General features: G+C 74.6%; 19 protein-coding genes, 1 tRNA gene and 1 pseudogene. 17 read left to right on the top strand and 4 right to left on the bottom strand.

What is annotated here, in order from left to right; all coding sequences use genetic code 11:
- The first annotated feature begins 50 nt into the window (after window positions 1-50).
- On the top strand, window positions 51-1,484 hold the full coding sequence (locus tag ACZ7JZ_RS15310) for an NAD-dependent malic enzyme (protein WP_470938544.1): 1,434 nt from the start codon (window positions 51-53) through the stop codon (window positions 1,482-1,484).
- Window positions 1,485-1,827: 343 nt separating this feature from the next.
- On the top strand, window positions 1,828-2,109 hold the full coding sequence (locus ACZ7JZ_RS15305) for an HU family DNA-binding protein (RefSeq protein ID WP_030875040.1): 282 nt from the start codon (window positions 1,828-1,830) through the stop codon (window positions 2,107-2,109).
- 175 nt (window positions 2,110-2,284) lie between these two features.
- On the opposite strand, the gene murA is transcribed toward ACZ7JZ_RS15305, so the two are convergent.
- On the bottom strand, window positions 2,285-3,631 hold the full coding sequence (gene murA, locus ACZ7JZ_RS15300; protein ID WP_470938541.1) for a UDP-N-acetylglucosamine 1-carboxyvinyltransferase: 1,347 nt from the start codon (window positions 3,629-3,631) through the stop codon (window positions 2,285-2,287).
- A gap of 274 nt (window positions 3,632-3,905) precedes the next feature.
- Here murA and ACZ7JZ_RS15295 point away from each other — a divergent pair, with 274 nt between their 5' ends.
- The 8 genes and pseudogenes from ACZ7JZ_RS15295 to ACZ7JZ_RS15260 all read left to right on the top strand — a co-directional run bounded on the left by ACZ7JZ_RS15295 (window position 3,906) and on the right by ACZ7JZ_RS15260 (window position 15,846).
- Window positions 3,906-4,466, top strand: a complete 561-nt coding sequence (locus tag ACZ7JZ_RS15295; protein WP_470938538.1) for a YqgE/AlgH family protein — start codon at window positions 3,906-3,908, stop codon at window positions 4,464-4,466.
- A gap of 29 nt (window positions 4,467-4,495) precedes the next feature.
- Window positions 4,496-4,780, top strand: coding sequence for a DUF3039 domain-containing protein (locus ACZ7JZ_RS15290; RefSeq protein ID WP_470938535.1), 285 nt, complete (start codon window positions 4,496-4,498; stop codon window positions 4,778-4,780).
- Between the two features lie 207 nt (window positions 4,781-4,987).
- Window positions 4,988-6,652, top strand: coding sequence for a beta-N-acetylhexosaminidase (locus ACZ7JZ_RS15285; protein WP_470938532.1), 1,665 nt, complete (start codon window positions 4,988-4,990; stop codon window positions 6,650-6,652).
- Between the two features lie 517 nt (window positions 6,653-7,169).
- Window positions 7,170-8,045, top strand: coding sequence for an FAD binding domain-containing protein (locus tag ACZ7JZ_RS15280; protein ID WP_470938529.1), 876 nt, complete (start codon window positions 7,170-7,172; stop codon window positions 8,043-8,045).
- A 2,552-nt stretch (window positions 8,046-10,597) separates the two neighbouring features.
- Window positions 10,598-11,431: pseudogene (locus ACZ7JZ_RS15275) on the top strand ((2Fe-2S)-binding protein); the annotation flags it as partial.
- On the top strand, window positions 11,428-13,734 hold the full coding sequence (locus tag ACZ7JZ_RS15270; RefSeq protein WP_470938526.1) for a xanthine dehydrogenase family protein molybdopterin-binding subunit: 2,307 nt from the start codon (window positions 11,428-11,430) through the stop codon (window positions 13,732-13,734). The pseudogene ACZ7JZ_RS15275 and the gene ACZ7JZ_RS15270, both read left to right, overlap by 4 nt.
- A 76-nt stretch (window positions 13,735-13,810) precedes the next feature.
- Entirely contained in the window at window positions 13,811-14,257 is a 447-nt protein-coding gene (locus ACZ7JZ_RS15265; RefSeq protein WP_470938523.1) for a hypothetical protein, read from the top strand.
- A complete protein-coding gene (locus tag ACZ7JZ_RS15260; RefSeq protein ID WP_470938520.1) occupies window positions 14,257-15,846 on the top strand; it encodes a WXG100 family type VII secretion target in 1,590 nt (529 codons plus the stop codon). Before ACZ7JZ_RS15265 ends, ACZ7JZ_RS15260 begins: the two co-directional genes overlap by 1 nt.
- A gap of 233 nt (window positions 15,847-16,079) precedes the next feature.
- Here the strand turns inward: ACZ7JZ_RS15260 and ACZ7JZ_RS15255 are convergent.
- Window positions 16,080-16,154, bottom strand: a tRNA-Cys gene (locus tag ACZ7JZ_RS15255).
- Between the two features lie 223 nt (window positions 16,155-16,377).
- Here ACZ7JZ_RS15255 and ACZ7JZ_RS15250 point away from each other — a divergent pair.
- The 6 genes from ACZ7JZ_RS15250 to ACZ7JZ_RS15225 all read left to right on the top strand — a co-directional run bounded on the left by ACZ7JZ_RS15250 (window position 16,378) and on the right by ACZ7JZ_RS15225 (window position 22,385).
- Window positions 16,378-17,895, top strand: coding sequence for an MFS transporter (locus ACZ7JZ_RS15250; RefSeq protein WP_470938517.1), 1,518 nt, complete (start codon window positions 16,378-16,380; stop codon window positions 17,893-17,895).
- 32 nt (window positions 17,896-17,927) lie between these two features.
- Window positions 17,928-18,125 (top strand): Arc family DNA-binding protein, encoded by a 198-nt coding sequence (locus ACZ7JZ_RS15245; RefSeq protein ID WP_470938514.1) that lies wholly within the window; start codon window positions 17,928-17,930, stop codon window positions 18,123-18,125.
- A complete protein-coding gene (locus tag ACZ7JZ_RS15240; protein WP_470938511.1) occupies window positions 18,122-18,493 on the top strand; it encodes a type II toxin-antitoxin system death-on-curing family toxin in 372 nt (123 codons plus the stop codon). The genes ACZ7JZ_RS15245 and ACZ7JZ_RS15240 overlap by 4 nt, the downstream gene beginning before the upstream one ends.
- A 154-nt stretch (window positions 18,494-18,647) precedes the next feature.
- The gene (locus ACZ7JZ_RS15235; protein ID WP_470938508.1) at window positions 18,648-20,432 is read left to right on the top strand and encodes a DEAD/DEAH box helicase; all 1,785 of its coding nucleotides are present in this window, start codon (window positions 18,648-18,650) and stop codon (window positions 20,430-20,432) included.
- Window positions 20,433-20,831: 399 nt separating this feature from the next.
- Window positions 20,832-21,473 (top strand): IclR family transcriptional regulator, encoded by a 642-nt coding sequence (locus ACZ7JZ_RS15230; protein WP_329195594.1) that lies wholly within the window; start codon window positions 20,832-20,834, stop codon window positions 21,471-21,473.
- Window positions 21,474-21,578: 105 nt separating this feature from the next.
- Window positions 21,579-22,385: a S16 family serine protease gene (locus ACZ7JZ_RS15225; protein ID WP_470938695.1), complete on the top strand. Its 807-nt coding sequence runs from the start codon at window positions 21,579-21,581 to the stop codon at window positions 22,383-22,385.
- Here the strand turns inward: ACZ7JZ_RS15225 and ACZ7JZ_RS15220 are convergent.
- Both ACZ7JZ_RS15220 and ACZ7JZ_RS15215 read right to left on the bottom strand, forming a co-directional pair.
- A complete protein-coding gene (locus tag ACZ7JZ_RS15220) occupies window positions 22,315-23,730 on the bottom strand; it encodes an MFS transporter (RefSeq protein WP_470938692.1) in 1,416 nt (471 codons plus the stop codon). The two genes, ACZ7JZ_RS15225 and ACZ7JZ_RS15220, sit on opposite strands and share 71 nt — an antisense overlap.
- 261 nt (window positions 23,731-23,991) lie before the next feature.
- Window positions 23,992-24,468, bottom strand: coding sequence for an Lrp/AsnC family transcriptional regulator (locus ACZ7JZ_RS15215; RefSeq protein WP_470938505.1), 477 nt, complete (start codon window positions 24,466-24,468; stop codon window positions 23,992-23,994).
- A gap of 123 nt (window positions 24,469-24,591) precedes the next feature.
- Here ACZ7JZ_RS15215 and hppD point away from each other — a divergent pair, with 123 nt between their 5' ends.
- Window positions 24,592-25,740, top strand: coding sequence for a 4-hydroxyphenylpyruvate dioxygenase (gene hppD, locus ACZ7JZ_RS15210; protein WP_470938502.1), 1,149 nt, complete (start codon window positions 24,592-24,594; stop codon window positions 25,738-25,740).
- Window positions 25,741-25,823: the final 83 nt, after the last annotated feature.

The following is a 25,823-nucleotide window of genomic DNA, read 5'->3' as shown; positions in this document are numbered from 1 at the left end:
CCGCGCCGGAACGTGCGCAGCGAAAAGTTCAGGGAAAGAGGAACACGGCCATGGCAACGGCGCCCAGCGTCTCGTACTCGATGACGGTCCGCCTGGAGGTGCCCGCGAGCGGAACCGCGGTATCCCAGCTCACCACCGCCGTGGAGTCCTCCGGTGGCTCGGTCACCGGCCTCGACGTGACCGCATCCGGTCACGAGAAGCTCCGTATCGACGTCACCATCGCCGCGACCTCCACCTCGCACGCGGACGAGATCGTCCAGCAGCTCCGCGAGATCGACGGGGTCGTCCTGGGGAAGGTCTCCGACCGGACCTTCCTCATGCACCTCGGCGGCAAGATCGAGATGGCGTCCAAGCACCCCATCCGCAACCGCGACGACCTCTCGATGATCTACACCCCGGGCGTGGCCCGCGTGTGCATGGCCATCGCCGAGAACCCCGAGGACGCGCGCCGCCTCACCATCAAGCGCAACTCCGTCGCAGTCGTGACGGATGGCTCCGCCGTGCTCGGCCTGGGCAACATCGGCCCGATGGCCGCCCTGCCCGTCATGGAGGGCAAGGCGGCCCTCTTCAAGCGCTTCGCGGGCATCGACGCCTGGCCGATCTGCCTGGACACCCAGGACAGCGACGAGATCGTCGCGATCGTCAAGGCCATCGCCCCCGGCTTCGCGGGCATCAACCTCGAGGACATCTCCGCACCCCGCTGCTTCGAGATCGAGGCGCGGCTGCGCGAGGCCCTCGACATCCCCGTCTTCCACGACGACCAGCACGGCACCGCCATCGTGGTCCTGGCCGCCCTCACCAACGCCCTGCGCGTGGTGGGCAAGGGCATCGGGGACGTCAAGGTGGTCATGTCCGGGGCCGGCGCCGCCGGTACGGCCATCCTGAAGCTGCTCCTGGCGGCGGGCGTGAAGCACGTGGTCTCCGCCGACATCCACGGCGTCGTGCACGCCGGCCGCGAGGACCTGGTGGACGCGGCCCCCGACTCCCCGCTGCGCTGGATCGCCGACAACACCAACCCCGAGGGCTTCACCGGCACCCTCAAGGAGGCCGTCGTCGGCGCCGACGTGTTCATCGGCGTCTCGGCCCCGAACGTGCTCAACGGCGACGACGTGGCCGCCATGGCCGAGGGCGCCATCGTCTTCGCGCTCGCGAACCCGGACCCCGAGGTGGAGCCCGCGATCGCCCGCCAGACGGCGGCAGTTGTGGCCACCGGGCGCTCGGACTTCCCGAACCAGATCAACAACGTCCTGGTCTTCCCGGGCGTGTTCCGCGGACTGCTCGACGCCCAGTCCCGGACGGTGAACACGGACATGATGCTGGCGGCCGCGAGCGCGCTGGCCGACGTGGTCACCGAGGGCGAACTGAACCCGAACTACATCATTCCCTCGGTCTTCAACGACAAGGTCGCGGGCGCCGTCGCCGGTGCCGTCCGCGAGGCCGCCAAGGCCGCCGGAGCCGTGGCGGCGGGCCCCGCGTCGGCCTGATCCCCGGCGCGTCGCGGGATGCGGGCCCGCCGGACCGCCTCTAGGGTTTGCGGGGACGCCCCGGGCTCCGCGGGCGCGTTCCGCGGCCCGTGGCGGGGATCCGGCCGGCGCCGGACCCCGGGTCCCGCCGGGCGCGGACGGAGTGTCACCGAGGCGTGACGGTGGCGCTTTTCGTGTGACCCTGGCGGGTGCCGGATTGGCTTTCCCGCCGCTGGTGGGGGCAGGATGCGTATTCGGGCGAGAGGGTCTGACGTCAGACCCGGGTCCGGGGACTGTCCTAGGGCCCTGGCAGCATCGGCTTCGATCTCACGCCTCAAAGGCAAGTTGAACACGGGAGTACAACATGAACCGCAGTGAGCTGGTGGCCGCTCTGTCCGAGCGCGCCGAGGTGACCCGCAAGGACGCCGACGCCGTTCTGGCCGCCCTCGCCGAGACCATCGGCGAGGTCGTCGCCAAGGGCGACGAGAAGGTCACCATCCCCGGCTTCCTGACCTTCGAGCGCACCCACCGTGCCGCTCGCACCGCGCGTAACCCGCAGACCGGCGACCCCATCCAGATCCCGGCCGGCTACAGCGTGAAGGTCTCCGCGGGCTCCAAGCTCAAGGAAGCCGCCAAGGGCAAGTAAGTCCTTGTACGACGGCTCCAAGGCCCCGCCGCGGTCGCGTACCGCGGCCGGGGCCGCGTAGCACCTCGTAGCACGGCGCCAGGCGCCGTGAAAACCGAAGGGCGGCCACCCGGTCACGGGCGGCCGCCCTTCGGCGTGCAGGGAGGCGGTCAGGCCGCCTCCGGGCGGGTCCGGCTCAGACGAGGTCCCCGCCGGGCAGCTCGACCTTGGCGCCGAGCTCCACGAGCTTCTCCATGAAGTTCTCGTAGCCGCGGTTGATCAGGTCGATGCCGTGGACCCGCGAGGTCCCCTCGGCCGCCAGGGCCGCGATCAGGTACGAGAAGCCGCCGCGCAGGTCGGGGATGACCAGGTCGGCGCCCTGCAGCTTGGTGGGGCCGGAGACGACCGCCGAGTGCAGGAAGTTGCGCTGGCCGAAGCGGCAGTCGCCGCCGCCCAGGCACTCGCGGTACAGCTGGATGTGCGCGCCCATCTGGTTCAGGGCCGAGGTGAAGCCCAGCCGGGACTCGTACACCGTCTCGTGGACGATGGACAGCCCGGAGGCCTGGGTCAGGGCCACGACCAGCGGCTGCTGCCAGTCGGTCTGGAAGCCGGGGTGCACGTCCGTCTCCAGCGCGATGGCCTTCAGCGGGCCGCCCGGGTGCCAGAAGCGGATGCCGTCGTCGTCGATCTCGAAGGCGCCGCCGACCTTCCGGTACGTGTTCAGGAAGGTCATCATCGAGCGCTGCTGGGCGCCGCGCACGTAGATGTTGCCGCCGGTCGCCAGGGCCGCGGAGGCCCAGGAGGCCGCCTCCAGGCGGTCCGGGAGCGCCTTGTGGTTGTAGCCGCCGAGCCGCTCCACACCGGTGATCCGGATGGTGCGGTCGGTGTCCATGGAGATGATGGCGCCCATCTTCTGCAGCACGCAGATGAGGTCCTCGATCTCCGGCTCCACCGCGGCGTTCGACAGCTCGGTGACGCCCTCGGCCAGGACGGCCGTCAGGAGCACCTGCTCGGTCGAGCCGACCGACGGGTACGGCAGGCGGATCTTGCAGCCGCGCAGGCGCTGCGGGGCCTCCAGGTACTGGCCGCCCTCGCGCTTCTCGATGGTCGCGCCGAACTGGCGGAGCACGTCGAAGTGGAAGTCGATCGGCCGGCCGCCGATGTCGCAGCCGCCCAGACCCGGGATGAAGGCGTGGCCGAGGCGGTGCAGCAGGGGGCCGCAGAAGAGGATCGGGATGCGCGAGGAGCCCGCGTGCGCATCGATGTCGGCGACGTTCGCGCTCTCGACGTGGGTCGGGTCGAGCACGAGCTCGCCCGGCTCGTCGCCGGGACGGACCGTCACCCCGTGCAGCTGGAGCAGACCGCGGACCACGCGGACGTCGCGGATGTCCGGGACGTTGCGCAGCCGGCTCGGTCCACTGCCGAGCAGCGCGGCGACCATGGCCTTCGGCACGAGGTTCTTCGCGCCGCGGACTCGGATCTCGCCCTCGAGCGGGGTGCCGCCGTGGACAAGCAATACGTCGTCACTGACTGTGCCGGTCATGAATCTCGCGTTCCGGAGGAGGGGTGGGCAGGGGCCAGGGAACAGGGTAAGCGCCAGGAGCCCGCGTTCCGTAAGGCTCACGGGGCCACGGGAACGTCATGAATTCGCCACAGCACCCTGTGTACCGGTGATATAGCGGAGGGTCGTCCTCCGCGGCCCCGGACGGCGTACTCCGGTCGCGCGCTCCCCACTGCTGCCGTGCGCCCCGCGCTGCTCACGGGCCGGAAGGGGTCCCCGCTCCCCCCGGAGGGCGAATGTGCGGGATCATGTCCGCATGACCGAGGTGTCCTCGCTCACAGGGCGGCTGCTCGTCGCCACCCCCGCCCTCGCGGACCCGAACTTCGACCGCGCGGTGGTCCTGCTGCTCGACCACGACGAGGCGGGCTCCCTCGGCGTGGTCCTCAACCGGCCCACCCCCGTCGGGGTCGGCGAGGTCCTGCTGCCGTGGGCCGCCCTCGCCGGCGAGCCCGGGGTGGTCTTCCAGGGCGGGCCCGTCTCCCTCGACTCCGCCCTCGGCATCGCCGTGATCCCCGGCGAGGACGGCCCCCTGGGCTGGCGCCGGGTGCACGGCGCGATCGGACTGGTCGACCTGGAGACCCCGCCCGAGCTGCTCGCCAGCGCCCTCGGCAGCCTCCGCATCTTCGCGGGCTACGCCGGCTGGGGGCCCGGACAGCTGGAGGAGGAGCTGACCGGCGGGGCCTGGTACGTCGTCGAGTCCGAGCCCGGGGACGTCTCCGCGCCCGATCCCGAGCGGCTCTGGCGGGCGGTCCTGCGGCGGCAGCGCAGCGAGCTCGCGATGGTCGCCACCTACCCGGACGACCCGTCGCTCAACTGAGCGGCGCGCGGGCCAGTACCCTGGCTTCCATGAGCACTCTTGAGCCCGACCGCGGGACTGGCACGGGGACCCTGGTAGAGCCGACGCCTCAGGTGTCCCACGGCGATGGCGACCACGAGCGCTTCGCCCACTACGTCCAGAAGGACAAGATCATGGCGAGCGCGCTCGACGGCACCCCCGTCGTCGCGCTCTGCGGCAAGGTGTGGGTCCCGGGCCGGGACCCGAAGAAGTACCCCGTCTGTCCCATGTGCAAGGAGATCTACGACTCCATGGGACCGGGCGGCGACAAGGACAAGGGCGGCAAGGACAAGTAGTCCGGCTCCGCCGGCGGCTCCCGGGTCCCGTCCGCAGGACCCGGAAGCCGCCCGGAGGCCCCCGGGGCGCACCGAGCGATCGGCTGTGCCCCGGGGGCCTTCCGTTTGCCGGGAGGGCCGGTAGGGTCACCGCCACGAGCACCTAGCGAAACGGGCGTTGCGCAGAACGCAACGCACCGATGTCCTCAGCGGTGAAGGGCTGGCCCGATGGATCTGATTCCGGCACCCCGACGCGTGGTCCCCCGCGGACCCGGTCACCTCCACGAGCTCGCGGACCCGTACCTGTACGCCGGTCCGGGCACCGGGTCCACCGTCCGCTGGCTCCAGCGCGAACTCGGCGCTGCCACCGGCTGGCTGCTGCCCGTACGCCCCCTCGACGGGCCCCGCGAGCCGGGGCGGGGAGCCGTCCTCCTGAGCCAGGGGCGGCCCCGTGTGCAGGAGGACGGCCGGGCGGCGCCCCCCGAGTCGTACGTGCTGACCGTCGGCGCCGAGGAGGTCTGCCTGGACGGGGCCGACCCCGCGGGCCTGTTCTGGGCCGCCCAGACCCTCCGCCAGCTCCTCGGCCCGCAGGCGCACCGGCGCGCACCCCTGGAGCCCGGCCGCACCTGGACCCTGCCGCAGACCGTCATCGAGGACGCCCCCCGCTTCGGCTGGCGCGGCATGATGCTCGACGTGGCCCGGCACTTCACCCCCAAGGACGGGGTGCTGCGCCACCTCGACCTGCTGGCCGCCCACAAGCTCAACGTCCTGCACCTGCACCTGACGGACGACCAGGGCTGGCGGATCGAGATCCGGCGCCACCCCCGCCTCACCGGGGTCGGCTCCTGGCGCCCCCGCAGCCGCTGGGGCCACCGGGCCTCCCCGCTGTGGAGCGAGACCCCCCATGGCGGCTTCTACACGCAGGACGACATCCGCGAGATCGTCGCCTACGCCGCCGAACGGCACATCAGGATCGTTCCGGAGATCGACATCCCCGGCCACTCGCAGGCCGCCATCGCCGCGTACCCGGAGCTCGGCAACACCGACGCGGTCGACACCGCCGCCCTCGGGGTCTGGGACGACTGGGGCGTCAGCACGAACGTCCTCGCCCCCGCCGAGCACGTCCTGCGCTTCTACGAGGGGGTCTTCGAGGAGGTGCTGGAGCTCTTCCCCGCCGCCGTCTCGCCGTTCGTGCACATCGGCGGGGACGAGTGCCCCAAGGACCAGTGGCGGCAGTCGCCCGCCGCGCAGGAGCGCATCCGCGAGCTGGGCGTCGACGGCGAGGACGGCCTCCAGTCCTGGTTCGTCCGGCACTTCGACGGCTGGCTCGCCGACCGCGGCCGCCGGCTCATCGGCTGGGACGAGATCCTCGAGGGCGGGCTCGCCCCCGGCGCGGCCGTGTCCTCCTGGCGCGGGTACGCGGGCGGCATCGCGGCCGCCGAGGCCGGGCACGACGTGGTGATGTGCCCCGAGCAGCAGGTGTACCTGGACTACCGTCAGGACGCCGGTCCGGACGAGCCGGTGCCGATCGCGTACGTGCGCACGCTGGAGGACGTCTACCGCTTCGAGCCGGTGCCGCCGGAGCTGGGGGAGGAGGCGGCGGCCCACGTGCTCGGCGCCCAGGCCAACGTCTGGACCGAGGTGATGGAGAACCAGGCCCGCGTCGACTACCAGGTGTTCCCGCGGCTGGCCGCCTTCGCGGAGGTGGTGTGGTCGGCGCTCCCGGAGCCCGCCGCGCGGGACTGGGCCGGTTTCGAGGCCCGTATGACGGCCCATTACGGACGCCTCGACGCCCTGGGGGTCGACTACCGGCCGCCCGGCGGGCCGAAGCCCTGGCAGCGGCGGCCGGGGGTCCTGGGGCGGCCGAGGGACGGGGTGCCGCCGGCGGGATGAGTGGGCGGGGCCTGCGGGTCCGGTCCGGTGGGTCCGGTCCGGTGGGCCCGGCTCCCGCCCGGGCGGCGGGCGTGCGGGGGCCGGTGTGCGCCGAAGGGCGCGCGCCCGCGGACCGCGTGGGGTCCGGTGCTTCCGCTTCCGGTTCCGGACGGCCGGGCCCGAGGGGCGGGCCGGAGGGCCGTCGGCCCGGCGGGCGGGTGCGGGTGCGGGCAGGACGTCGGCGGGGCTTCGCCAGGACGCGGCCGGGGCGCCGCGGAGGACGGGCGGAACACCGGCGAAACACCGTCAATAAGCCCTGAAGCAGGGCCAAGAGCACTGGTGGGGCCCAAACGGTAATACCCGCCCAATCTGGCGAACCGGACGATTCGTGAGTTCAAGGGCGAAGTGGACCAGGCTGCCCCTCGCGCCGGACGGCCCGGAACATGTGCCAGAGTTGCCACGTCCCGGCGGTGAGCACGTACCGTACGGCGGACAGGCGTGAGCGCCGGGACCGGGACATCGGGAAGGGGCAGCTGGGTTGACCACGCACGCACCGCAGGCGGAGCAGTCCGTGACGCTGCCTGCCTCGCTCGACGAGGCCGTGGCGGCACTCGCCGCCATGCCCGCCGCCGTGCCCGTGGCCGGCGGCACCGACCTCATGGCCGCCGTGAACTCCGGACTGCTGCGACCCGCCGCCCTCGTGGGCCTCGGCCGGATCAGCGAGATCCGCGGCTGGCAGTACCAGGACGGGCACGCCCTGCTCGGCGCCGGCCTCACCCACGCGCGGATGGGCCGCCCGGACTTCGCGGCGCTCATCCCGGCCCTGGCCGCCGCCGCGCGCGCCGCCGGGCCCCCGCAGATCCGCAACGCGGGCACCCTCGGCGGGAACATCGCCACCGCCGCGCCCAGCGGGGACACCCTCCCCGTGCTGGCCGCCCTCGAAGCCTTCCTCGTCATCGCCGGACCGGGCGGCTCCCGCCGCGAGATCCCGGTGTCCCACCTGCTCGCCGGGCGCGAGATGCTGAGCCCCGGCGAGCTGATCGGCTTCGTACGGGTGCCGCTGCTGCACGCCCCGCAGGTCTTCCTCAAGGCCACCGGCCGCACCGGTCCCGGCCGCGCGACCGCCTCCGTGGGCCTGGTGCTCGACCCCGCGCGCCGGGGCGTGCGCTGCGCGGTGGGCGCGGTCGCGCCGATGCCGCTGCGGCCGCTGGAGGCCGAGCAGTGGGTGGCCTCGCTGATCGACTGGGACGGGGAGCGGACCCTCGCCCCGGAGGCCCTCCAGGCCTTCGGCGAGTACGTGGCCATGGCCTGCGTACCCGACCAGGGGGACCCGGTGCCGCCCGCGGTGCTGCAGCTGCGCCGGACCGTGGCCGTACTGGCCCGGCGCGCACTGGGAAGGGCCCTGAGTTCATGAGTGGCAACGAGAACCTGACCGGACGCGGGGACGGGCACGTGAGTGGGAACGGGCAGCCCGAAGAGGATGCGGGCTACGCAGGCCAGGCCGGGTACGCGGGCCAGGCCGGCGGCCAGGTCAACGGCGCGTGGGGCTGGCAGCCCGTGCCGCACGGCGGCGAGTACGACTCGGACGTCACGGCCTTCGTGAAGCTCCCCGACGAGATGCTCGGCGGGACCGGTACGGGCGAGCCGCTGGCCGCGCCCGGACACGGGTACGTCCCGCCGGTGATCGTTCCGCTCGCGGCGGCGAGCACCGATCCGGCGGCCACCGGCACCTGGACGTTCCCCGTGGGCACGGGGGACGCGGCGGCCTGGCCGGCGGCGGCCGCGGCGGCCCCGGCGGGAGCCGGCGCGGGGGCGGGCGCCGTGGGCGCGGCGGGCGGCGGCGGGGATTCCGGCGCCACCGCCGAGTGGAACTTCGCGGACGAGACCGCCGAGCACGCCCTCACCGGCGAGTGGTCCGTCCCGGTCGCCCGCGGCGAGCTCCCCGAGGAGTCGGGGGAGTACGCCCGTACCGCCCTGCGCCCCGAGTGGGCCAGCCAGGCGCCGGCCACCCTGCCCGGCGGGGCCGTGGCCCCGTGGGCCGAGGCGCTGGCCGCCGATGCCGAGACCGCGCGCGAGGCCGCGCCGGAGCCCCCCGGACAGGCGGAGTACGCCGCGCAGGCCGGCTACACCGGCTACCCGGACTACCCCGGACACCTCGCGGAGGGCGGGTACGCCGCGCCCGCGGACCGCCCGGAGCACGCCGAGTACCCCGGGCCCGGCGGGGAGCCGCAGGACCGGGAATTCGACGGCGTACGCGGCTACGTGGCCCCGCCCGCCGACTACACCGGCACCTCGGTGCGCCTGCCCGCCGAGCTGGTGGCCGACCCCGGCCCCGCCCCCGACTACCTCACCGGGTCCTTCGCGGGCCTGGCGGACGCGGCCCTCGCGACGGCCCACCCCCACCCGGACCCCGACGGCCACCGGGACCTGCACCAGGACCTGCACCGGGACGTACAGCAGGCCCCGGCGGAGCACGGCTGGCCCGCGGCTCAGGCCGGCCCCGCAGCCCACGAGGCCTCGGGGGCCTTCGCCCTCCCGCAGGAGCCCACCGACCCCGCGGGCCCGGCCCCCGCGGCCTACCCGGCCTCCGACGGCCGCGGCTGGCCCGCCCCGGCGGACCCGGCGGCCCCGCAGGACGGCTACGCAGGCGCGCCCGCACACGACGGGCCCCACGGCACCCTTCCCCACGGCACCGACGGTGCGGGCACCGCGTACGCGGCCGGGACGGACGGCACCTGGCCGACGGCGCCCGGCGCGGGCGCACACGACACCTCCGGCGGCTTCGTCCTGCCGCCCGGACCCGACGCGTTCGCCGGTGCCGGACCGGTACCGGGCACCGACGGGACCCCGTACGCCGACTCCGCGGCCGAGCCCGCGCGCGCCGGGGCCCGCGGGGCCGGGGACGCGCAGGACGGCGGGCTGCCCACCGGCCGCGGCGCCGCTGCGGACGTTGCCGAGGGACCCGGCGGGTCGGGCGCGTCGGGCGGGCCCGAAGCAGCCGAGGAGACCGGGGAGGCCCGGAGCGCCGGGCACGGGGGCGGGGCCCAGGCCCTCGCCGCCGAAGCGCCCGGGGGCGCGCAAGACGCTTTCGGCGCCGGGGGCGCGGCCGGGGTCCGGCTCGCGGCCGCGGACGAGGTTCCCGGCGGGCAGGCCCTGACGGGGGCCGACCCCGCCGAGGGTGCGGGCGACGGCGGAGCCGGAGCATCCGGTGCAGCGGCCGACGGCCCGGCGGAGCCGGGGGGCACGCTCCCGGCCGACGGGCGGTCCGCGTCCCGCACCGAAGATTTCGAGTCGGAAACCGGCCGACCGACCGCGGCGGCCACGGCTACGGCCACCGCGCCAGCCGCTCCGCTGGACGCCCGCCCCGCGGACGGGGCTGCCCGGGCCGGCACGCCGTCCTGGGCCGTCGCCGCAGCGGGTGCGGACCACGGGGCTGGCGGAGACCGCGAGTCCGGCGGTCCGCCGGGTGCGTCGTCCGCGGGCGGGGCCGTGCAGGGCAGCACGCCGTCCTGGGCTGTCGCCGCAGCGGGTGCGGACCACGGGGCCGACGGAGACCACGGGGGTGCCGGGGCTTCTCCGGACCCGGTCGGGTCCGGGGTCGGTGGCGGTGTGGACGGGGTCCACGGAGACCCGGCCGAGGAAGCCCGGGAGACCGCGGCCGACGGGGGCCGGGGAGTTGCGGAGCCGGGCGGTCAGCCGGATGCGGCAGTCGGCGTGGATGCTCCGGACGGGGCGTCCCAGGAAGCCCAGCCGTCTCAGCAGCCCCAGCAGGCCCAGCAGTCCCAGGACTTCGCCGCCTCGGGCGACGGCGTACCGGGCGGCGCAGACGGTTCGGCGGCCGGTTCGGCCGGGGGCCCGGGTGCGGCCGACGGTGGTTCCGGGCCCGGTTCCGGCGGGTTCGACGGCGTACCCGCCGGCGAGGTGTCCCCGCGCGGGGCCGACGGCTCCGGGGACACGGGAGGGTCCGCACCCGGTGCCGGCGCCCCGGCCGCCTCCGGGGGGCCGCAGGACGCCGAGGGCGGCGAAGGCGCTTCGGAGGCGCCCGTACCGTCAGGTGCGGCCGCCGATCCGGCCGGGGACGGCGACGGGGCCGTGGACGGCCCCGTGCACGCCGGACCCGGCGAGGCCGCCGTACCGGTGGCGCGGACCGTCGCCGACCCGCACGACGAGCGCCCGTACGCCTCCTACGTGCTCCGGGTGAACGGCGCCGACCGGCCCGTCACCCAGGCCTGGATCGGCGAGTCGCTGCTGTACGTGCTGCGCGAGCGGCTCGGGCTCGCCGGGGCCAAGGACGGCTGCTCCCAGGGCGAGTGCGGGGCCTGCTCCGTCCAGGTGGACGGCCGGCTGGTCGCCTCCTGCCTGGTGCCCGCGGCCACCGCGGCCGGCAGCGAGGTGCGCACGGTCGAAGGGCTCGCCGCGGACGGCGAACTGTCCGACGTCCAGCAGGCCCTGTGCCGCTCGGGAGCCGTCCAGTGCGGTTTCTGCGTACCCGGCATGGCCATGACCATCCACGACCTGCTGGAGGGCAACCACGCCCCCAGCGAGCTGGAGACCCGCCAGGCCCTGTGCGGCAACCTCTGCCGCTGCTCCGGCTACCGCGGGGTCCTCGAAGCCGTCCGCGAGGTCGTCACCGAACGCGAGTCCGCGCAGGGCGCCCCGGACGGCCGCCAGCCCGCGGGCCACCCGGAGGGGACCGGCGGCTACCCGGACCCCGCACCCGAGGCCCGCATCCCGCACCAGGCGCCGCCCGGCGCGGGCGGAGTCCACCACGAGCACGGAGGCATGGGAGGCATGGCGTGACCAACGACGCCGCCACCGCGACGGCCGAGGCATCGGCCACGGCCGCGGCCGAGCCCCGGGGCCTCGGGGTCTCCGTCGCCTCCGCCGACGCCCGTGCCAAGACCGAGGGCACCTACCCCTACGCGGCCGACCTGTGGGCCGAGGGGCTGCTGTGGGCCGCCGTGCTCCGCTCCCCGCACGCCCACGCCCGGATCCGCTCCATCGACACCTCCGCGGCCGCCGCCATGCCCGGCGTCCGCGCCGTGGTCACCCACGCCGACGTGCCCGGCGCCCCCACCCACGGCCGCCGGATCGCCGACCGGCCCGTCTTCGCCCGCGAACTCGTGCGCCACCACGGCGAGCCCATCGCCGCCGTCGCCGCCGACCACCCCGACACCGCCCGTCTCGCCGCCGCGGCCATCGCCGTCGACTACGAGCTCCTCGACCCGGTCACCGACCCGGAACAGGCCTTCGGCGCCCCGCCGCTGCACCCCGACGGCAACCTGATCCGCCACATCCCCCTCAGCTACGGCGACCCCGAGGCCACCGGCGAGATCGTCGTCGAGGGCCTCTACCGGATCGGCCGCCAGGACCCCGCGCCCATCGGCGCCGAGGCCGGGCTCGCCGTACCGCGCCCCGACGGCGGGGTCGAGATCTACACCGCCTCCACCGACCCGCACGCCGACCGCGACCTCGCCGCCGCCTGCTTCGGCCTCGAACCCGAGCGGGTCAAGGTCGTCGTCACCGGCGTCCCGGGCGCCACCGGCGACCGCGAGGACTCCGGCTTCCAGCTGCCCCTGGGCCTGCTCGCCCTGCGCACCGGCTGCCCCGTCAAACTCGCCGCCACCCGCGAGGAGTCCTTCCTCGGCCACTCCCACCGCCACCCCACCCTGCTGCGCTACCGCCACCACGCGGACGCCGAGGGCCGGCTGGTCAAGGTCGAGGCGCAGATCCTCATGGACGCCGGCGCCTACGCCGACTCCTCCTCCGAATCCCTCGCCGCCGCCGTGGCCTTCGCCTGCGGCCCGTACGTCGTCCCGCACGCCTTCGTCGAGGGCTGGGCCGTCCGCACCAACAACCCGCCCTCCGGACACGTCCGCGGCGAGGGCGCGATGCAGGTCTGCGCCGCGTACGAGGGCCAGATGGACAAGCTCGCCGCCAGACTCGGTATCGACGGGGCCGAGTTGAGGCTCCGCAACGTGCTCGCCACCGGCGACCTGCTGCCCACCGGGCAGACCGTCACCTGCCCGGCGCCGGTCGCGGAACTGCTGCGCGCCGTAAGGGACTTCCCGCTGCCCGGACTCCCCAAGGACACCCCCGAGGAGGACTGGCTGCTGCCCGGCGGACCCGAGGGCGCGGGCGAACCGGGCGCCATCCGGCGCGGGGTCGGGTACGGCGTCGGCATGGTCCACATGCTCGGCGCCGAGGGCACCGACGAGGTGTCCACCGCCACCGTCAAGGTCCACGGCGGAGCCGCCACGGTCATCTGCGCGGCCGTCGACACCGGCCAGGGCTTCGCGACCCTCGCCCGCCAGATCGTCCAGGAGGTCCTGGGCATCGACGAGGTCACCGTGGCCCCCGCGGACACCGACCAGCCACCGGCCGGGGCCGCCGCCCACGGCCGCCACACCTGGGTCTCGGGCGGGGCCGTGGAGCGGGCCGCGAAGATGGTCCGCACCCAGCTGCTCCAGCCCATGGCCCACAAGCTCGGCATGTCCACCGAGCTCCTCCAGATCGCCGACGGCAAGGTCACCTCGTACGACGGGGCCTTCACGGCCACCGTGGCCGAGGCGGTGGCGGGCAAGGAGCTGTGGGCGACCGCCCAGTGCCGCCCGCACCCCACCGAGCCCCTCGACGCCGCCGGCCAGGGCGACGCCTTCGTCGGCCTGGCGTTCTGCGCCATCCGCGCGATCGTGGACGTGGACGTGGAGCTCGGCTCGGTGCGCGTGGTCGAGATGGCGGTGGCCCAGGACGTCGGCCGGGTCCTCAACCCCCGCCAGCTGGCCGCCCGCATCGAGGCCGGCATCAGCCAGGGCGTCGGCGCGGCCCTCACCGAGAACCTCCGCACCGCGGGCGGCATCGTCCGCCACCCCGACCTCACCGGGTACGCCCTGCCGACCGCCCTCGACGCCCCGGACATCCGGATCGTCAAACTGGTCGAGGAGCGGGACGTTGTCGCCCCGTTCGGCGCGAAGGCGGCCAGCGCCGTCCCCGTGGTCACCTCCCCGGCGGCCATCGCCTCGGCGGTGCGCGCCGCGACCGGACGACCCGTCAACAGGCTTCCGATCAGGCCCTCCGCCGCCGTAGCCGAGCCCAACTCCTGACCCGGCGGCCCCGGTTGCCGTTGCTAAAGTGATCGCCCGGTGTACGACGGGGACACCGGGGGGACGGGGATCCGAAGTGGCAGGGGACACAGGGGCGGTGGGGGGCGCGTCCGCCGGGGTGCTGGCGGTCGAGGCCGAGTCCATGGCGACGTACAAGCGGCGGGTGGACGCGCTGCTGGCGCGGCTGGAGAGCTCCCAGGCCGCCCCGAAGCGGCTCGCGGACGGCACGCTGCCCGCCGGGGACCTCGGCAGCGGATTCGCGGAGGCGGACCTCCTGTCGGGCGCGTACGACACCGTCCACGGCGAGCTCAAGAACCTCTCGAAGGCCCTCGCCGGCCAGATCGAGGCCCTGGGCATCGCCGTCGAGTCCTCGCGCGTCGGCTACCAGAACATGGACGACGAGGCCAAGGCGCGCATGCGGCGGCTGCACTCCGACGCCGAGAAGAGCTACGCCCCGGACCGCGACCCCTACGGGCGGGAGCGCCCGGGCGGGGGCGGCAGCACGGCGGGAGGGCCCTTCTGATGGCAACGGACTTCGAGGCCCGCTCGCACCGCGAACTGCTCGCGATGATCGCTTCGGTGAACCCGGAAACGGTCCGGGACCGCGCCACCCAGCTGCTCGACGCCGCCGAGACCATCCGCGAGATCGGCGCCGACCTCAAGCACTACCGCGTCGACGGCTGGGAGGGCGAGGCCGCCGACGCGTACGAGGAGTGGGTCAACCGCACGGGCAACGCCACGCTGTCGCTGGGCGACTACAGCCGGACCGGCGGGGACTGGATGCAGCGCGCGGCCCAGACGATCGTCGAAGTCAAGGCCAACATGCCGGCGTACGACGCCTCGGCGGCCGCCGACCGCGACGCGGCCCGCGCGGCGCACAACGACCCGGACGCGGCAGCGGCGGAGCGCGAGGCCGTGGCGAAGCTGAACGGCGACCGCGACCGGGCCGTCCAGCAGATGACGAAGCTGGCCCAGTCCTACGAGGCGTCGAGCTTCCAGATGAACCGCGCGCAGCCGCCCACCTTCCCGCCGCCCCCGGCGGCGTTCGTACCGGACGCCCCGGCGGCGGACCCGGGCACGACCGACGGCCCCGGCGCCGGGGGAGGCGCCGCCGGTGGCGGCGGCGGTGCGGCGATCGGCGGCTACGCACCCGGTACGGGCGGCGGGTCCGGCGGCGGGGACGGCGGCTCCACCGGGCCCGGTACGGGCGGCGGCCCGGCGGGACCCGGCGCGCAGCCCCCGGGCCGGGTGCCCCCGGGCGGCGGGCCCGTGCCCGTACCGGACTTCGACGTGGAGATCGGCATCGACACCGTCGGCACCCTGCCGGAGCGGACCGCACCCCCGGCCGCGGGCGGGCCCGCGCCCGTCCCCGCGCCGGGCCCGGGTCCCGGCGGGGGTCCCGGACCGGGCGCGGTGCCCCCCGGCGGGCTCCCGCCCGTGGGGGTCGCCCCGCCCCTGCCGCTGCCGCCCGGCCCGGGCCGGCCCGGGGGCGGCGGCAGCGTGCCGCCCGCGGGCGGGGCCCGGCCGTCCCCTGCCCCGGCCCCGGTGCCGGGCGGTCCGGGGATGCCGGGCGGTCCGGGGATGCCCGGGGGTCCGGGAATGCCGGGTGCTCCGGGTATGCCGGGCGGTCCGGCGATGCCCGGGGGTCCGGGTGTCCCCGGTGTCCCCGGCCTGCCGGGGAGTCCCGGCGGGCGGGTCGGCGGGCAGTCCGTCCCGCCGCGCGACCCCGGCATCGTGGGAGGCCGCCAGATCCTTGCGGGCCCGGCGGCCGCCGCAGGCCTGCCGCGCGGCACGGTCATCGGCGGCGAGACCGGAGCCCGCGGCCGGGCCGCGGGCGGCCGCGCCCCCGGCTTCCCGGGCTCCTCCGGTCTCATCGGCGGCGTACCGGCCGGGGGAGCGGCGTACCGTCCGTCCGCCCCCGGCCGTCCGTCCGCCCCCGGCGCCGCTCCAGGCAGCGGTGTCCCGGCGGCCGCGGGCGGGATGCGGCCCGCGGGCCGCCCGGCCCGGCCCGGCGAGCGCGAGGAGCGCCGCGGCAGGCGCGCGGACTACCTGGCCGAGGACGAGGAGACCTGGGCGGCGGGCCGCCGCATCCTCCCGCCGGTGATCGACTGACGCGGTCCCCGTCAGCGCCTGCCGCCGGGGGCGGTGTCCCCGCGGCCGCGGGCGGGATGCGGCCCGCAGGCCGCCCGGCCCGGCCCTGACGCCGCCCGCGTACGCGCCCGCCGCCGGGCCGGGGCTGAGCGGCCCGCGCACCGGCCGCGCGCACCGGCGCACCCGGCTCCCCGCCCGCGCGCGGAAACGCCGGCGGGGCGGCCTCCCGTACGGAGACCGCCCCACCGGCGTCGTGGAGGCCGTGGCCGGATTCGAACCGGCGTGCCCAGCTTTGCAGGCTGGTCCCTGGGCCACTCGGGCACACGGCCGTGCTTGTCGGGTCCGGGCAGGTGGGCCGCTGTCCGCTGCGGCCCGCCGCCCCCTCCCTGGTGACGTGGAAGACGCTACGGGCGCCCCGCCCGCCCCCGGAAGCCCCCCGGCCACCCCGCAACACGACCGCCACGGTGCGTTCACAGACCTAGGCCCAAGGGCCGAGGGCAGATCATCCGCACGACAGGGTCGTTCCCGCAGTTGGCCCCTTACGCTGAGGCGATGACCGATCTGAAGCCGCACCCCCGCGACCGAGCCAGCCAGGACCCCGCACACCCGGCCGCGGCAGCGGCCCCGGCCGCCACCGCCCCCGCGGGCGGGAAACGCGCCGCGGGGATCCTGGGGCCGGCGCACCGCGCGCTCAGCATCGGCATCGTCACGGTCGTCTTCCTCATCGCCTTCGAGGCCACCGCCATCGGCACCGCGATGCCGGTCGCCGCGCACGAGCTCGACGGCGTCGGCCTGTACGCCTTCGCCTTCTCCGCGTACTTCACCACCAGCCTGTTCGGCATGGTGCTCTCCGGGCAGTGGTCCGACCGGCGGGGGCCGCTGCGCCCGCTCGCGGTCGGCATCGTGAGCTTCGCGGCCGGCCTGGTGCTGTCCGGCACCGCCGGGTTCATGTGGATGTTCGTCCTGGGCCGGGCGGTCCAGGGCCTCGGCGGCGGACTGGTCATCGTCGCCCTGTACGTCGTGGTCAGCCGGGCGTACGACGAGCGGCTCCGACCCGCGATCATGGCCGCCTTCGCCGCCAGCTGGGTGGTCCCCTCCGTGGTCGGGCCGCTGGTCGCCGGTACCGTCACCGAGCACATCGGGTGGCGCTGGGTCTTCGTCGGCATCCCCGCGCTGGTCGTCTTCCCGCTGGCCCTCGCGCTCCCCGCGATCCGCCGGACCGCCTCCGGGCCCGCCGACCCCGGGGCCCCGGCCGTCCCCTTCGACCGGCGCCGGATCCGGCTCGCCCTCGGCATCTCGCTGGGTGCGGCCCTCCTCCAGTACGGGGCGCAGGACCTGCGCTGGCTCTCCCTGGTGCCGGTGCTGGCGGGCGCCGCGCTGCTTGTACCGGCCGTCACCGGCGGCCGCAGCCTGATGCCCCGCGGCACCTACCGGGCGGCGCGCGGACTGCCGTCGGTGGTGCTGCTGCGCGGGCTGGCCGGGGGCGCGTTCATCGCCGCCGAGAGCTTCATCCCGCTGATGCTGGTCACCCAGCGCGGTCTGACCCCGACCTTCGCCGGCCTGAGCCTGGCCGGGGCCGGGGCCACCTGGGCCTTCGGCTCCTGGGTGCAGGCGCGGCCGCGGCTGGACGCGTACCGGGAGCGGCTGATGGCGGGCGGGATGCTGCTCGTGGCCCTGTCGATCGCGGCCGTGCCGACCGTACTGATCGAATCGGTGCCGGTGTGGGTGGTGGCCGTGGCCTGGGCGCTGGGCTGCTTCGGCATGGGCCTGGCGGTGACCTCCACCAGCGTGCTGCTGCTGAAGCTGTCCGCGCCGGAGGAGGCCGGGCAGAACTCCGCCGCCCTCCAGATCTCGGACGCCCTGGCCAACGTGGTCCTGCTCGCCGCGGGCGGGGCGGCGTTCGCCGCGCTCGGCGGCGGGGCGGTGGGCGCGGCCGGGCACGGGGCGGTCGCGGCCGGCGGGGCGGCGGCCTCGCACCCGGGCGCCTTCGTCGCGATCTTCCTCCCCATGGCGGCGGTCGCCCTGGCGGGGGCGTGGGTGTCGCTGCGGGTCCTGCCGAAAACTCCGTGACACCACGTGGTACCACGCGGTACTTTAGGGGCATGGCTGCTCTCAACGTCAGATTCACCGAGGAAGAACTCACCGCCCTGCGCGAGCGTGCCGAGGCGGAGGGCCGAAGCATGCAGTCCTTCGCGCACGACGCTGTGATCAGAGCCATAAACGAGCACTCGCGCCTGTTCAACGAGGCTGCGGAGCACGTACTGAAGGCGAGCGCCGAGCTCAACCGGAGGCTCGCTTGACGTACTACCTCACGCTTCCCGAGCTGCTGAACCTCGCGGAGCGTCTCGGAGCGGACGAAGTGCGCGACTACGGCCTGCTCGAATCGGCCCTTGCGCGCCCGCAGGCGAGCGTGTTCGGTCAGGACGCCTACCCGGACCTGTGGCATAAGGCCGCGGCGCTCATGGAGTCCCTTGCCCGGAACCACGGGCTGGTGGATGGAAACAAGCGCATCGCCTGGTACGCGACCTGGGTCTTTCTCCACATGAACGGCCATCCGCTCGATCCCGCCTTCGACGTGGACAGGGCCGAGCAGTTCGTCCTGGACGCCTGCCAGGGGGCCATGGATGTACCCAAGATCGCCACCACGCTCCCGACGTTCGCACGCTGACCCGCGCATGTGACTCTCACCGCACGCCCCCAGGTCGCGGGCCTGTCCCTCCGCGGGGGCCGGGCCCCTCCCGGTAAGGTGGCCCGGTTGTCCTACGTACGACTGCCGCCCGTACCCGCACGATCCGTACGGCGAGAGACCCGAACCGGAGACCGTGAGTACTACCGCCTCCCACCACCTCTCACCCGCCTTCCCCGGCCGCGCCCCCTGGGGCACCGCCAGCAAGCTGCGCGCCTGGCAGCAGGGGGCGCTGGACAGGTACATCCAGAGCCAGCCCCGCGACTTCCTCGCGGTGGCCACGCCCGGCGCCGGCAAGACGACCTTCGCGCTCACCCTCGCCTCCTGGCTGCTGCACCACCACGTCGTGCAGCAGATCACGGTGGTGGCGCCCACCGAGCACCTGAAGAAGCAGTGGGCCGAGGCCGCCGCCCGGATAGGCATCCGGCTGGACCCCGAGTACTCGGCCGGCCCGCTGAGCAGGGAGTACAACGGGGTCGCCGTGACGTACGCCGGTGTCGGCGTGCGCCCGATGCTGCACCGCAACCGCTGCGAGCAGCGCAAGACCCTCGTGATCCTCGACGAGATCCACCACGCCGGCGACTCGAAGTCCTGGGGCGAGGCCTGCCTGGAGGCCTTCGACCCGGCGACCCGGCGCCTGGCCCTCACCGGCACCCCCTTCCGCTCCGACACGAATCCCATTCCCTTTGTCACGTACGAAGAAGGGAATGACGGAATCCGGAGGTCGTCCGCCGATTACACGTACGGCTATGGAAATGCTCTGGGCGATGGGGTGGTTCGTCCCGTAATTTTTCTGTCCTACAGCGGCAATATGCGCTGGCGGACAAAGGCGGGCGACGAGATTGCCGCCAAGCTCGGCGAGCCCATGACCAAGGACGCCGTCTCCCAGGCCTGGCGCACGGCCCTCGACCCGCGCGGCGACTGGATGCCCAACGTGCTGCGCGCCGCCGACCAGCGGCTGACCGAAGTGCGCAAGGGCATTCCGGATGCGGGCGGGCTCGTCATCGCCTCCGACCAGGACTCCGCCCGCGCCTACGCCAAGCTGATCCGCGAGATCACGGGCACCAAGGCCACCCTCGTTCTTTCCGACGACACCGGCGCCTCGAAGAGGATCGACGACTTCAGCGCCGGTACCGACCGCTGGATGGTCGCCGTCCGGATGGTGTCCGAGGGGGTCGACGTACCCCGCCTCGCGGTGGGCGTGTACGCGACCACCATCTCGACCCCGCTCTTCTTCGCCCAGGCCGTCGGCCGCTTCGTGCGCTCCCGCAGGCGCGGCGAGACCGCGTCCGTCTTCCTGCCGACCATCCCCTACCTCCTCGGCTTCGCCTCCGAGATGGAGGTCGAGCGCGACCACGCCCTCGACAAGCCCAAGAAGCAGGGCGAGGAGGACCCGTACGCCGAGTCCGAGAAGGAGATGGAGGAGGCGAACAAGCAGGAGGACGAGGACACCGGCGAACAGGACATGCTGCCCTTCGAGGCGCTGGAATCCGACGCCGTGTTCGACCGCGTCCTCTACGACGGCGCCGAATTCGGGATGCAGGCCCACCCCGGCAGCGAGGAGGAGCAGGACTACCTCGGCATCCCCGGACTGCTGGAGCCCGACCAGGTCCAGATGCTCCTGCAGAAGCGCCAGGCCCGGCAGATCGCGCACAGCCGCCGCAAGCCGGACGCCGAGGCCGACCTGCTGGAGCTGCCCGCCGAGCGCCGGCCCGTCGTATCGCACAAGGAACTGCTCGAACTGCGCAAGTCGCTCAACACGATGGTCGGCGCGTACGTCCACCAGAGCGGCAAGCCGCACGGCGTGATCCACACCGAGCTGCGCCGGGTCTGCGGCGGCCCGCCGAGCGCCGAGGCCACCGCCGGCCAGCTGCGCGAGCGCATCAAGAAGGTCCAGGAGTGGGCGACCCGGATGCGCTGACCGCCGCCGCGTGCGGTGGGGTCGTACGAGAGGGGAGCGGGGCCCGTGCGGAGGAACGCACGGGCCCCGCCGCTTTTCCCGCGGGGACGGGGTTCGGGGGACGGGCACAACAGTAATAAGAAGGTAAAGGCGCTTCGGCCGGGAAAGGTCCCGCGGTGTGCCGACCTAGGTCCCGAAGCGGCGCAAATTGCTCGCTACCGCCCGGATTCTGGACGAGGGCTTCCGCTGAGCGAACCCGCTCGCTACATTCCCCGCAAAGAAACGCCCCGTGGCAGCGCCGCCGCGGAGCGCAGCCGGGCATTTGGCCTTACCGGCGGCCTCTCCGTGCGTCGCCGATGGGACCGGCAGCGCTTCCCCCGTGAGAGCACACCGCCGCTCACCGAAAGAGGGAGAGGCGTCGTGACCGCGGAAACCTCCCAGACGCTCGACAGGGGACTGCGCGTCCTCAAACTTCTTGCCGACACCGACCACGGACTCACCGTCACCGAGCTCTCCAACCGGCTCGGCGTGAACCGCACCGTGGTCTACCGCCTGCTCGCCACCCTGGAGCAGCACGCCCTGGTCCGCCGCGACCTCGGCGGGCGCGCCCGCGTGGGGCTCGGCGTGCTGCGGCTCGGCCGCCAGGTCCACCCGCTGGTCCGCGAGGCCGCGCTGCCCGCGCTGCGCTCGCTGGCCGAGGACATAGGCGCGACGGCCCACCTCACGCTCGTCGACGGCACGGAGGCCCTCGCGGTCGCCGTCGTCGAGCCGACGTGGACCGACTACCACGTGGCCTACCGGGCCGGCTTCCGCCACCCGCTGGACCGCGGGGCCGCCGGGCGGGCCATCCTCGCCGCCCGCCAGGGATCCCTCACCGACCCCGGCTACACGCTCACCCACGGCGAGCTGGAGGCCGGGGCCAGCGGAGCCGCCGCCCCCCTGGTCGGGATCACCGGCCTGGAGGGCAGCGTGGGCGTGGTCATGCTCGCGGACGCCGTGCCCGAGCGGGTCGGCCCGCGCGTGGTCGACGCCGCCCGGGAGGTCGCCGACGCCCTGCGCTGAGCGGCGCGCACCCGGTCCGCCGGGAGCCGGGACCCGCAGGCTTCGCCGATCCGCCAGGCCGCCGAAGCCGTACACCGATCCCGCCCGGAGCACCCGGCCAGCTAGATTGGCCGGGTGCTCTCACGCCTCACACGCCTGTCCCGTCCCGCCGCCCTCGGGCTCTGCGCGGCGCCCGTCGTCGCCCTGCTCGCCGTGGCCGCCCTCGCCCCGCTGCCCTTCGCGCTGGCCCGGCCCGGTATGACGGCCGACGTGCTCGGCGCGCAGAAGGGCAAGCCCGTCATCACGGTCACCGGCGCGCCGGTCCGCAAGACGACGGGGCAGCTGCTCATGACCACGATCCTCGCCACCGGCCCCTCGGCCACCGTCCGGCTGCCCGGACTGGTCGACAGCTGGTTCCGCACCGACCGGGCGGTCCTCCCGAAGGAGGGGGTCTACCCCTCCGGCGGAAGCGACAAGGAGATCGAGCGGCACAATCTGGAGCAGATGGCGAAGTCCCAGTCCGCGGCGACCGAGGCCGCCCTCGGCTACCTCGGCAGGGACCCGGGGACCGTCAAGGTCCGGCTCGAACTCGCCGACGTTGGCGGCCCGAGCGCCGGACTGCTCTTCTCCCTCGGCATCATCGACAAGCTCGACGGGGACGGCAGCGGCGGAGACCTCACCGGCGGCCGCTCCATCGCCGGTACGGGCACCATCACCCCGGAGGGCGAGGTCGGCGCCGTCGGGGGAGTGGCCCTCAAGACCCAGGCCGCCAAGCGGGACGGCGCCAGCGTCTTCCTCGTGCCGAAGGCCGAGTGCGCGGACGCCCAGTCCGACCTGCCGGCCGGGATCCGGCTGATCCCCGTCACGGACCTGAAGGGCGCCGTCGACTCGCTGCGGGCCCTGGAGATGGGCGGGAAGGTCCCGAGCTGCTGACCGGGTCCGGGTGCCCGGCCGGGTCCGGGTCGCCAGCCGTATGCGGGGCCGTATCAGGTGCCGGGTCCGTAAGCGGGTCCGGGCCCCGTCCCGGCGCCGGTTTCGGCGGGCCCATCGTCCGCCAGGCCGGGAAGACCAGCGGCCCCAGCACGGTCAGCAGGTAGACCCCGCCGAGCAGCAGCAGCGCGGCCCGCAGCCCGTACCCCTGCACCAGCAGCCCGGCCGCGAGCCCGCCCACCGGCATCGCCAGCTCGCAGCCCGCCGTGCTCACCCCGGCCACCCGGCTGCGCAGGGCGTCCGGGACCCGCTCGTAGAAGGCGGTGGTCAGGATCGGGTTGAGCACGCCCGCGCCCAGCCCGGACAGGGCCATCGTCACCGCGAGCGGCAGCGCGGTGTCCGTGAAGGCCGCCACCGCCCAGCGGGCGGGCCCGCAGACGAGGAAGGCGGCGGCGAACAGCGCCCGGCGCGGGAAGCGCTCGCCGACGACCCCGTAGAGCAGTGCGCCCAGCAGGGCGAAGCCGCCGAACAGCGAGACGAGCAGGCCGAGTTGGGCCGGTCCGCCGAGGGACTCCCGGGCGTGTACGGGCAGCAGGACGGCGTTCCATGCCTGGTCGAGCCCGTTGGTGAGCATCACCATCACCGTGATGCCGAGCAGCAGCCGCTGTCGCAGCAGGAAGGCGTACCCCTCGCCGAGCTCCCTGCGGTACGAGGCGAAGGACACCGCCCCCGCCCCCGGCTGCGGTTCGGCCGCCCGCACCCCGCGCACCCCGAGCGCCATCAGCGCCGCCGAGACGGCGAAGCTCGCCGCGTCCAGCAGCAGGACCGCCTCCGCGCCCATGAACAGGACGAGTACGCCGGCCAGGGCCGCCCCCGCCATCCGCGCGCCCCGCGACACCGCGTCGTACAGGCTCGCCGCCCGGGCCAGGGTGGTGCCCGCCCGGTCGGCCAGGTCCGGCAGGAGCACCTGGCGGGCCGTGATCCCCGGGGTGTGCACGAGCCCGCCGACCGCCATCAGGGCGCAGAGCATCCAGAACTCCAGCAGCCCGGCGCGGTGCAGCAGCGGGACCGCGCCCACGGCTGCCGCGCAGACCAGGTCGGAGACCACCGACACCCGGCGGCGCCCGATCCGGTCGATGACCGGCCCGCCCGCGAGGGCGGCGACCACCACCGGGAGGGTGGCGCAGAAGGCCACGACCCCGGCCCGGCCGGCGCTGCCGGTGGTCTGCAGGACGAACCAGGGGACGCCGATGAGGCTCAGCGAACTCCCGGCTATGGAGACGGTGTTGGCGGCAAGCGTGGCGTACAGCGGCCGTCGGTCGGCGGCGGGTCCCGCGGGGCGGTCCACGGCGGACTCCTCCTCGTGCGCAGGGCGGTCGGCGGGGGGCTCGGCATCGCGGTACGAGCGGATCACTCGTCCACCTTCGCGGACAGTTCGCGGCGCTGGGCCGGGTTCAGGCGGAGCGCGTAGTCGCTCACGTCGAGCTGCTCGTCGAAGTGCGTGGAGTCGTGCGCGGCGCGCCACCAGCGGCGTCAGGCTAGGAGTGCAAAGAGCCCTTTGCAACGAAGTATTTGGACACGGCGCCCCAGGACACGGCGCCCCCGGGGCTCAGAGACCGTGGTCCTCCGCGGCCTGCTCGACCAGCGGGATGATCCGCAGCGGCACCGGGTTCTCCATGACGATCGCCGTCGACGCGCGCACGATCCCCTCGAAGCCGACCACCCGGTCGATCACCCGCTGGAGGTCCGCGTTCGACCGGGCCACCAGCCGGCAGAGCATGTCCCCGTGCCCGGTGGTCGTGTGCAGTTCCAGGACCTCGGGGACGGTCGCCAGGTGCGCCCGTACGTCCGCGCCCTGGCCCTGCTTGATCTCCAGCGTCGCGAAGGCGGTGACCGGATAGCCCAGGGCCGCCGGGTCCACCTGCGGGCCGAAGCCGCGGATCACGCCGCCCGACTGGAGCCGGTCCAGCCGCGCCTGCACGGTGCCGCGCGCGACCCCGAGCCGGCGCGAGGCCTCCAGCACTCCGATGCGCGGCTCCCGGGCCAGCAGGACGATGAGCCGGCCGTCCAGTTCGTCGATGCCCACGGGGCCTCCTCGTGGTGGTCATCCTGTACAGGTACTCGCTGGATCCTGTCAGTCCGCTGTACAGATTGACCAGTGAATGAGGAAACTATTGCGCACCTTGTGGAACAGCGCGAGTCTGCCCACATGACTGAGACGCTGGATCACACCACCCCCACCACCGTGCGCGAGGCAGACCCCTTCCCGGTGAAGGGCATGGACGCGGTGGTCTTCGCCGTCGGCAATGCGAAGCAGGCGGCGCACTACTACTCGACTGCCTTCGGCATGAAGCTGGTGGCCTACTCCGGACCGGAGAACGGCAGCCGCGAGACCGCGAGCTACGTCCTCACCAACGGCTCCGCCCGCTTCGTCCTGACCTCGGTCATCAAGGCGACGACCGACCACGGCCGGTTCCTCGCCGAGCACGTGGAGGAGCACGGCGACGGGGTCGTCGACCTCTCCATCGAGGTCCCGGACGCCCGCGCCGCGTACGCCTACGCCGTCGCGCAGGGCGCGCGCGGGCTGGAGGAGCCGTACGAGATCACCGACGAGCACGGCACCGTCGTCCTGGCCTCGATCGCCACGTACGGCCAGACCCGCCACACCCTCGTGGACCGCTCCCGCTACACCGGCCCGTACCTGCCCGGCTTCGCCCCGGCCGCCCCGATCGTCGAGCCCCCGGCCAAGCGGACCTTCCAGGCCGTCGACCACTGCGTCGGCAACGTGGAGCTCGGCCGCATGAACGAGTGGGTCGGCTTCTACAACAAGGTCATGGGCTTCACGAACATGAAGGAGTTCGTGGGCGACGACATCGCGACCGAGTACTCGGCGCTGATGTCGAAGGTGGTCGCGGACGGCACCAAGAAGGTCAAGTTCCCGATCAACGAGCCGGCGATCGCGAAGAAGAAGTCGCAGATCGACGAGTACCTCGAGTTCTACAACGGCCCGGGCGTCCAGCACATCGCGCTGGCGTCGAACGACATCGTCGCCACCGTGCGCACCATGCGCGCCGCGGGCGTGCAGTTCCTCAGCGTCCCGGACACGTACTACGACACCCTGGGCGAGTGGGTCGGCGACACCCGCGTGCCGATCGACGAGCTGCGCGAGCTGAAGATCCTCGCGGACCGCGACGAGGACGGCTACCTGCTCCAGATCTTCACCAAGCCGGTCCAGGACCGCCCGACGGTCTTCTTCGAGATCATCGAGCGCCACGGCTCCATGGGCTTCGGCAAGGGCAACTTCAAGGCCCTGTTCGAGGCCATCGAGCGCGAGCAGGAGAAGCGCGGCAACCTGTAGCCGACGGCGGCGGCGGTTCGCTGCCGCTGCACGCGACGCGGACCCGGCCCGGGGTTTCCCCGGAGCCGGGTCCGCGCGTGTTC

The sequence above is a fragment of the Streptomyces sp. NPDC038213 genome, assembly GCF_055600495.1.
The sequence above is the reverse complement of the archived record's forward strand: the minus strand, read 5'-3'. Positions and strand labels throughout refer to the sequence as shown.

Bases quoted from the DNA above. Each gene is read 5' to 3' on its own strand.
- ACZ7JZ_RS15250 (WP_470938517.1), top strand. From the start codon at position 16,378: ATGACCGATCTGAAGCCGCACCCCCGCGACCGAGCCAGCCAGGACCCC.
- murA (WP_470938541.1), bottom strand. From the start codon at position 3,631: ATGACCGGCACAGTCAGTGACGACGTATTGCTTGTCCACGGCGGCACC.
- ACZ7JZ_RS15285 (WP_470938532.1), top strand. From the start codon at position 4,988: ATGGATCTGATTCCGGCACCCCGACGCGTGGTCCCCCGCGGACCCGGT.
- ACZ7JZ_RS15295 (WP_470938538.1), top strand. From the start codon at position 3,906: ATGACCGAGGTGTCCTCGCTCACAGGGCGGCTGCTCGTCGCCACCCCC.
- ACZ7JZ_RS15290 (WP_470938535.1), top strand. From the start codon at position 4,496: ATGAGCACTCTTGAGCCCGACCGCGGGACTGGCACGGGGACCCTGGTA.
- ACZ7JZ_RS15260 (WP_470938520.1), top strand. From the start codon at position 14,257: ATGGCAACGGACTTCGAGGCCCGCTCGCACCGCGAACTGCTCGCGATG.
- hppD (WP_470938502.1), top strand. From the start codon at position 24,592: ATGACTGAGACGCTGGATCACACCACCCCCACCACCGTGCGCGAGGCA.
- ACZ7JZ_RS15305 (WP_030875040.1), top strand. From the start codon at position 1,828: ATGAACCGCAGTGAGCTGGTGGCCGCTCTGTCCGAGCGCGCCGAGGTG.
- ACZ7JZ_RS15310 (WP_470938544.1), top strand. From the start codon at position 51: ATGGCAACGGCGCCCAGCGTCTCGTACTCGATGACGGTCCGCCTGGAG.
- ACZ7JZ_RS15245 (WP_470938514.1), top strand. From the start codon at position 17,928: ATGGCTGCTCTCAACGTCAGATTCACCGAGGAAGAACTCACCGCCCTG.